An 8885-nucleotide genomic window follows, 5' to 3' on the forward strand; every position below is an offset into this window, starting at 1 on the left:
TCAGCAGCTGGTTCTTCAGCAGCTGGTTCTTCAGCAGCTGGTTCTTCAGCAGCTGGTTCTTCAGCAGCTGGTTCTTCAGCAACTGGTTTTTGCTTTGCTAAAATAGCTTCTTCTTTTTTCTTTCTAGTTTCTTCTTCTTGGTCTAGTTTTTCTTTTTGATTTTTTGCATTCTGGTCTTGAATATTTTGTAATTTTTTTGCAATTCTTTCATCTTTTTCTTTTACCCATTCTTCAAATTTTCGTAACGCAATTTCTTCTGTTAGAGCACCTTTTTTAACACCTTCTAATAAGTGTTTCTTAAGAAGCACACCCTTATATGACAATATCGCTCTAGCTGTGTCAGTTGGAATAGCTCCTTTTTGAAGCCAGCTAAGAGCGCTTTCGAAGTTTAAATCAATTGTTGCTGGTCTCACATTAGGATTGTATGTTCCAATTTTTTCAATAAATCTACCATCTCTTTTTGCTCTTGAGTCAGTAATTACGATATGATAAAATGGTTTTCCTTTTTTTCCGTGTCTTTGAAGTCTAATTTTAGTTGCCATAAGATTAATTTTTTTATAAGGGTCCTAAACCCAGTTAATTAAGTGTGCAAATATCTAATAATTATTTAACTTATTATAATTTAGTTTAAATTTTCTTTATTATTAATTTAGTTATTTATAAACTGAATTGATTTTTCATTACATTTAGAAAAACAAATATAATAATACATGTATCTAATATTTGACACTGAAACTATTGGATTGCCTACTGATTTTAATGCACATTATTCAGATGTTCAAAACTGGGAAACTGCACGTTGTGTACAATTAGCTTGGCAATTACATGACAAGTTTGGTGTTTTAATTGATTCAGGCAATGATATTATTAAACCTCAAGGATTTGAAATTCCACAGGCTTCTATTAAGATTCATAGAATAACCAATGAAATTGCACAAGAGGAGGGTAGGCAAATTAATTATGTTTTAGAAAAATTTTCAACTGCACTTTCAAAAGCTAATTTTATCATTGGCCATAATGTTTCTTTTGATATTAATGTAATTGGTTCTGAGTATTTTAGGAATGACAATAGTTTTGTTTTTCCTGAAATATTTATTATTGATACGATGAAAACCACTGTTGAATTCTGTAAAATTAGAATAGGTGAGGAGGGTGTTATTCAAAGTGTAAGTCCAGCAGGTTCTTTTAAGGACTTTTATAAATTCAAGGTTGTATTAGAAAATAATCGGTCAGGATTATTATACAGAAAGTCTGAATCCATGCCAAATTTATCTACTGGAGATATTGTAAGCTATGAAATTAATAATAAAGGAACAATCAAGGTTCGAAAAGGTTTTAAATCACCCAAACTAGAAGAATTATATGAAATAATCTTCAGTGAGAAAATTATAAATGCACATAATGCCTCTGCCGATGTAGATGCAACAGCAAGATGCTTTTTTGAATTATTAAGACAAAAATTTTTTACTGAGAAAAATAGTGATTTAACAAATAATGATGTGTTGGATTTTATTTCAAAAAACCCTTCACAAATTAAATTATTAAATATTGGTGTAGAACCTAAAAATGCTGGAGAAATTAAGTTTGAAGATATTAGTCTACAATCTGACAACAATCATAATTATAATATAGATAAATCAAGTGTTATACAAATTAGATGTTACAGTTCTTATTCTGTTTTGCAGTCAACTATTTCGATAAATCAATTAGTCAATCATGTTTCCAAAGAGGGGATGAAAGCTGTAGCTATTACAGATAAAGGTAATTTATTTGGTGCCTTCGAGTTTGCTTCATTGTGTAAAAAAAATCAAATTTTACCAATTATAGGTTGTGATTTTTATCTGGTTCAAGATAGAAGTGTTAGACAAGGAGGATTTAGTAGAGATAGAAAAGATAAACGATATTCACAGGTCTTATATGCAAAAAATTTAAATGGTTATAAAAATTTATGTAAAATTTCTTCTCTTGGTTATGTCGATGGTTTATATGCAGGTTTTCCTAGAGTAGATAAGGATTTAATAAAACAATATAAAGATGATTTAATTGCCACTTCAAGCGGAATTTATGGCGAAATTGCTAGCTTGTTTTTAAATGTGGGTGTTTCTAAGGCAAAGGAGTGTTTTTTATGGTGGCTAAATGAATTTAAAGAAAATTTTTATATTGAATTAAGTCACAATAATATAGATGATGAAGACGATTTAAATAAATTACTTATAACCTGGTCCAAGGAATATAATGTAAAATGTTTACCTGCAAATAGAGTATTTTATTTAAATCAAAAGGATGCAAAAGCCCATGATGCATTATTATGTGTTAAAAATGGTGAGCAAATGGCTACACCTAAAGGAGTGGGGCATGGTTATCGATTTGGTCTCTCTAATGATAATTTTTATTTTAAAAATGTTGAAGAAACAATTCAAGATTTTTCTAATACCCCTAATGTTTTTAGTGATTTAACATATTTTGTAAGTCAATTTGATTTATACGACTTATCTCGAGATGTATTATTGCCAAGATATGATTTACCAGAGAATTTCAATTCTCAAATTGATTATTTAAGTTTTCTATGTAAAAAAGGAGCAGAAAAAAGATATAAAGATTTGTCCCAGGATATTAAGCAACGTATCGATTTTGAGCTAAAAACAATTGAAAAAACTGGATATCCTGGATATTTTTTGATTGTACAAGATATTATTAATCATGCGAGAGAAATGGGAGTTTCTGTTGGTCCCGGTAGGGGGTCAGTAGGAGGATCTGTTGTTGCTTATTGTTTAAATATTACTACTGTTGATCCAATTAAATATGATTTATTATTTGAGAGGTTTTTAAATCCCGAACGAATTTCCATGCCTGATATAGATATTGATTTTGATGATGTAGGTCGATCAAAGTTAATTGCCTGGGTAGTTGAGAAATATGGATCTAATCAGGTAGCTCAAATTATTACTTATGGTAGGATGGCAGCTAAGTCCTCTGTTCGAGATATGGGGCGAGTTCTTAATGTGCCATTATCTAAGGTTGATACTTTAGCTAAGAAAATACCAGGGATTACATTAAATGAAATATTTTCATTAAATGAAAAAGAATTATCTGCTAAATTAAGTAGAGATGAAATGAGTCAAGTAAATGAGCTAGTAAAATCCGTTAATAATGATAAGGATGAATCCGAATTAATTTCTTTGGCATGTTCAATTGAAGGCAGCATTAGAAATCTAGGTACACACGCTTGTGGTATTATTATTACTCCTGATGACATAACAAATTATATTCCAGTATGTACAAATACTGATTCTGATTTATTAATTACTCAATTTGATAACAGCGTTGTAGAACAAGCTGGAATGTTAAAGATGGACTTTCTAGGACTTAATACACTTTCTCAAATAAAGGATGCTGTTTATTTAATTCATAAAAGACATGGTTTACATGTTGATATTGACAATGTAGATTTAAATGACGAAAAAACTTTTGCATTATATCAGAAAGGGGAAACACTTGGGACTTTTCAATTCGAATCGGCCGGTATGCAAAAACACCTAAGAGCTTTAAAACCCGATAAGTTTGAGGATTTGATTGCAATGAATGCTTTGTATCGACCAGGGCCAATGGAGTATATTCCTAATTTTATTGAGAGAAAACATGGTCGTGAACAAATCCTATATGATCTACCGGTCATGGAGAAATATTTAGGTAATACATATGGAATTACTGTTTATCAAGAGCAAGTAATGAAATTATCTCAAGAATTAGCTGGTTTTACGGAGGGTAAGGCAGATGTCTTAAGAAAAGCAATGGGTAAAAAGAAAAAAAATATTTTAGATGGTTTAAAAGAAGATTTTTTTGATGGTTGTTCTAAACGTCATCATGATTTGAAAATTATTGAAAAAATTTGGAGAGATTGGGAATCTTTTGCATCATATGCTTTTAATAAATCTCATTCAACCTGTTATTCTTTTATTTCTTTTCAAACAGCTTATTTAAAAGCTCATTTTCCTGAAGAATTTATGGCTTCTTTATTAACTCACCATATGAGTGATTTAAGTAAGCTATCAAAATATATGGATGAATGTAAGCGAATGTCAATACGTGTATTAGGACCTGATGTAAATGAAAGTTGGATTAATTATTCTGTCAATGAGAGTAATGATATTAGATTTGGATTAGGAGCTATTAAAGGAGTTGGAACAGTTGCAGCTGAATCAATTATTAACCAAAGAAAAGATTATGGCCCATATGTTAATTTTATTGACTTTTTAAAAAGAGTCGATGGCAAGGTAGTTAATAAACGTGTTCTTGAAGCTTTAGCTTTAGGAGGTGCATTTGATAGTGTCTCTTTTGTTAATAGAGCAAATTTTTTCAAAAAAATAAATGATGTAACATTTATTGAATCAGCTATTCAGTTTAGATCTCAGTTAACAAGAAACTCAGAACAAAATAATCAGCTAAGTATTTTTAATCAATCAGAAATGAGCAATATTACTGATGAGCCTATTTTAAGCAATACCGAAGAATGGAATAGACTTGAAATGTTAAATAAAGAAAAAATGGTATTAGGTCTTTATGCATCTGGTCATCCATTAGACGATTATAGTCTGGAAGTAAAATATTTTTGCACAAATCAATTAAAAGATATTGACTTATTTACATCTCCAGTAAGAAATTTTTCCTTTTCTGGATATGTTCAGTCTCATACTGAAAGAATATCTAAAAATGATCAGCCCTATGGTATTCTCATTTTAGAAGATTATAGTGGGACTAGGGAGTTTCGTTTGTTTGGTGACACATATATTAAGTTTAGAAATTATTTTATTAATCAATCATTACTTTTTTTTTCCGCATCTATTGTTAAACAAAAGTGGGGTAATGGTGGATTAAGAGTTAATATTGATAATGTGTTATTATTATCTAGTGTGTCGGATAAACTAATTAATGAAATAGTATTTAATATCCCTATAGATATTATAAGTCCAGAATTTATAGATTCTATAGTTGAAATTATTTCTAAGTATCCAGGAAAACAAAATTTAAAATTTAATATTCTTGAAAAGGATGTTAATTTAAATCTTTTATCTAAAAAATATAGAGTTCAGATTTGTTCATCTCTAGTTAGTGATATGAGTGTTTTTGCAATTAACTTTGCCTTGAAATAATTAATGTTACTAATATATTTACAATTTTGTAGTATTAATTTAAATTTGTTATTTGTATTCAACAAAAAAAAAATTAGATTTGCTTATCAAAAAAAATAATTATGGCTAAAGAATTTACTACAGAAAATTTTACTAAAGAAGTTTTAGAAGCTAACTTACCAGTGCTTGTCGATTTTTGGGCTGAATGGTGTGGTCCTTGCCGGATGATATCTCCTCTAATTGATGAATTACATGCTGATTTTAAGGACCAGGCGGTTATTGGTAAGGTAAATGTTGATTCTGAATCTGATATTTCCGCAAAATATGGAATCACGTCAATACCTACTTTATTATTCTTTAAGGACGGAGAAATTGTAGATAAACACGTTGGTTCTGCTTCAAAATCACAATTAGAAGATAAATTAAAATCTCTTATTTAAANATTTTCCTACACCATAATGTATATAGGAAAAGAAAAAATAANTATTACTGATAATTTAGAATTTTTTGCACGNCAAGTAGTAGAAGGCTTTTTAACAGGNTTNCACAAAAGCCCTTACCANGGATTTTCAGTNGAATTTGCTGAGCATAGACTTTACAATCCTGGAGATTCAATGAGAAATATTGACTGGAAGTTATATGCTCGTTCAAATAAGTTCTTTGTTAAAAAATTTGAGGAGGAAACTAATTTAAGATGTCATTTATTATTAGATACATCATCTTCGATGTTATATAAACATGGAGACATACCATCTAAATTAGATTTCTCAGTTTATTCTGCAGCTTCTTTAATGTATTTGTTTCGTAAACAGCGTGATGGATTTGGCTTAACTTATTTTACAAATAAGCTTAATTTTTTTACTGATGCTAAAAGTACAAAATCTCATTATTATAGATTATTAGGCGAGTTAGATAATATACTACAGATTTCATCTTTAAAAGATAAAAGAACAACTGATTTTCCAAGTATAATTACTGATTTTGTTGAAAAGATACATCGAAGATCTTTAGTGATTATTTTTAGCGACATGCAAAATTTTTCTCAGTCTTATACTAAGAATTTATTTGATGCAATGCAGTATTTAAGATATAAAAAAAATGAGGTAATCTTATTTCACGTCTATCATAATGAGACTGAAAAAATGTTTAACTTTTCTAATCGTCCCTCTACATTCTACGATCTAGAAAGTGACGATCGAATTAATTTAAATCCGGTTAATTATAAATCAGAATATTTAAAATTATTTAATGAATTTCAAGCACAATTAGAAATGAAATGCCATCAGTATCAAATTGACTATGTTCAATCTCCTATTGAAGCTGGATTCAATAAGATATTGTTAGCATATTTAAATAAAAGATCAAAACTTTTTTAATTGAGAAAACTTAGTTTTCTTGTTTAAAAAGAATTCAATTATAATACTTTTTGGATATAAAAAACCAGTTTTTATAGGCATTCTTTTATATATAAATTTCGGTAGTAACATTAAAAAACTGAAGTGAGCGATTATTATAAATAGAGGTATTTTTATTATTGAAAAATCAAATTTTTTAATCAAAAATATACTGCCTTTAATTAGGAAGAAAAATATTATTAAATAATCAAATATTATTCTGGTTAACAATATTGGAAATAGCCATTTAAAATGCATGTTTTTTATTAATAAAAGTAGACTATTTCTATGATTAAAGTAATGTTTCAGAGGACTGTTATACTTTATTGTTCCCCCGCCAAAATGGAATATTGTACTGTCTGGGCAACAGAATATTGGTTGATTGTTTTTTTGTGCTCTCCAACATAAATCAATTTCTTCATGATGCATAAAAAAATCTTCATCAAACCCATTAAGTTCTAGAAAGGTTTTTTTGCAAATCATGAAACAGCAGCCCGATGCCCAAAATATTTTTTTAGTATCGTCATATTGACCCATGTCTTTTTCTAATTTATTTATAATTCTTCCTCTACAAAAGGGAATACCCATTATATCTAAGTAACCACCGCTACCACCAGCATAATCAAAAAAATTTGTTTTAATATAATTTTCAGTACCATTTTGTTTAGTATACTCAAGTTTTATGTTTTTAACTTTTGGTTGAACAATTTTAGCACCTTTTTGTTTGATTGTAAAAAGTAATGGTGAAATCCAATTATGTGTAACATGTACATCATTATTCATTATAATAAAATAGTCATAGTTATTTTTTTCTAAAAGAACTTGATTATAGCCTTTAGAGAATCCATAGTTTTTTTTGTTAATTTTTATTTGAATTTTAGGAAAGTTAACTTTTATATAATCTACAGATTGATCAGTTGACTGATTATCTATTAATATAATGTCATGTTGAGTACTATGTTTTACAATATTTGGGATAGTTCTTTTTAGCCAAACTAGCCCATTGTAGTTTAAAATAAAAATTCCAACTTTTTCCTTTATCTTTTCCATCTATTATGGCTCCAGAGCCAATATTCTGGCTTGTTTTTAATTGTTTTTTCTAATAATTTGGTATACTCTTTTGTTACATTTTCTGATGACAATTTAATCAGATTAACATTGTAGTACCCTGTTTTTTCAATTAGCATTTCTGCATAATAAACTTCTGCTTCCAATAATTTAGCAGTTTTTTCTGGACTAACATGGAATAGAGTAGATTTATTTAAAAAATTAAATCGTTTTCCATTTATATTATTTTGAGGAACTTGATCAGCTACAAATAGATATGTACTTCGAGTTTTATGTTTTAAGAGGAATTGTTTCCATTTGTCGCTAGAAATAATTTGTCCACCAAACTTTGTTCGAATTTTTATTATTATTTCATTAAAGTATTTGTTAGATAGTTTTTGGTATATCGCATTAATATTAATATTATTTATTAAACTTAAACGTAAGAATAACCATTCCCAATTGCCGTAGTGAGCACATAGTATTACAATATTTTTTTTGTTTTTTATACTTGATTTTAATTTCGTTAAATCATTGATTTTTACTCTTTTAAGAATACTTTCTTTATTTATTGATAGTGATTTAATTGTTTCAAGAATAATATTAAAAAAATGATTATAAAATGATTGAAAAATCTCTTTACACTGGGATGATTTTAGATTAGGAAATGATGTTTCTATATTGTTTAAAGTAATATTATATCTATAATAAAAAAAAAACTTATTACTTAAATTTATTATCTTACTAAACATGAATAACACATACATTGGTAACAAGGAGATTAGAAATAATACTATATATATTATATGTTTCATTAATTTTCTCTTAGTTTTTTAAAAAAAATATTTAATTTTGCCAGACCACTAACATATTAGGAGAAGTGGCAGAGTGGTCGAATGCGGCGGTCTTGAAAACCGTTGTACCGCAAGGTACCGGGGGTTCGAATCCCTCCTTCTCCGCACCTATTTCTTTAGTTATTCAACATTACAGGCATTACTAACATTAGTATATTCTCATTTTCTTTCGTTTTTTCTGGCTTAATTATTGCAGCTTTACTTGGACTTGAGAAATACATATTAATTTTTTTTGTTTCAAGTGTATTTAGTATTTCAATTAAAAATTTTCCATTAAATCCAATTTCAATATCTTGACCTTCGTACTCACATTTTAATTGTTCATTTGCTTTATTAGAAAAGTCCATATCTTCACCAGAAATATTAATTTCACTGCCTTGAATTTTAAATTTTATTTGTCTAGTTGTTTGGTTTGAAAATATAGAAACTCGTTTCAGAGAATTTAATAAAAGATCAATTAT

7 protein-coding genes and 1 tRNA gene are annotated in these 8885 nt (G+C 28.2%); 4 read left to right on the forward strand and 4 right to left on the reverse strand.

Features of this window, described 5'->3' with window-relative positions; translation table 11 throughout:
- On the reverse strand, window positions 1-542 hold a 542-nt coding region (locus CBD51_005430), incomplete at its 3' end, for a 30S ribosomal protein S16 (protein RPG58265.1).
- Window positions 543-710: 168 nt separating this feature from the next.
- Here CBD51_005430 and CBD51_005435 point away from each other — a divergent pair.
- The 3 genes from CBD51_005435 to CBD51_005445 all read left to right on the forward strand — a co-directional run bounded on the left by CBD51_005435 (window position 711) and on the right by CBD51_005445 (window position 6505).
- Window positions 711-5150, forward strand: coding sequence for a DNA polymerase III subunit alpha (locus tag CBD51_005435; protein RPG58266.1), 4440 nt, complete (start codon window positions 711-713; stop codon window positions 5148-5150).
- Window positions 5151-5251: 101 nt separating this feature from the next.
- Window positions 5252-5569, forward strand: coding sequence for a thioredoxin (trxA, locus tag CBD51_005440; GenBank protein RPG58267.1), 318 nt, complete (start codon window positions 5252-5254; stop codon window positions 5567-5569).
- 18 nt (window positions 5570-5587) lie between these two features.
- Window positions 5588-6505 (forward strand): DUF58 domain-containing protein, encoded by a 918-nt coding sequence (locus CBD51_005445; GenBank protein RPG58268.1) that lies wholly within the window; start codon window positions 5588-5590, stop codon window positions 6503-6505.
- Here the strand turns inward: CBD51_005445 and CBD51_005450 are convergent.
- Window positions 6491-7573, reverse strand: coding sequence for a glycosyltransferase family 2 protein (locus CBD51_005450; protein RPG58269.1), 1083 nt, complete (start codon window positions 7571-7573; stop codon window positions 6491-6493). The genes CBD51_005445 and CBD51_005450 overlap by 15 nt on opposite strands.
- On the reverse strand, window positions 7561-8385 hold the full coding sequence (locus CBD51_005455) for a hypothetical protein (GenBank protein ID RPG58270.1): 825 nt from the start codon (window positions 8383-8385) through the stop codon (window positions 7561-7563). The genes CBD51_005450 and CBD51_005455 overlap by 13 nt, the downstream gene beginning before the upstream one ends.
- Window positions 8386-8444: 59 nt before the next feature.
- On the opposite strand from CBD51_005455, the gene CBD51_005460 reads away from it, so the two are divergent.
- Window positions 8445-8529: transfer RNA gene (locus tag CBD51_005460), tRNA-Ser, on the forward strand.
- 11 nt (window positions 8530-8540) lie between these two features.
- Here the strand turns inward: CBD51_005460 and CBD51_005465 are convergent.
- Window positions 8541-8885, reverse strand: a 345-nt coding sequence (locus tag CBD51_005465; protein ID RPG58271.1) for a DNA polymerase III subunit beta, incomplete at its 5' end; no start/stop codon positions are given.

This window comes from Flavobacteriales bacterium TMED191, from assembly GCA_002171975.2.
In the GTDB taxonomy this organism is placed as follows: Bacteria; Bacteroidota; Bacteroidia; order Flavobacteriales; family TMED113.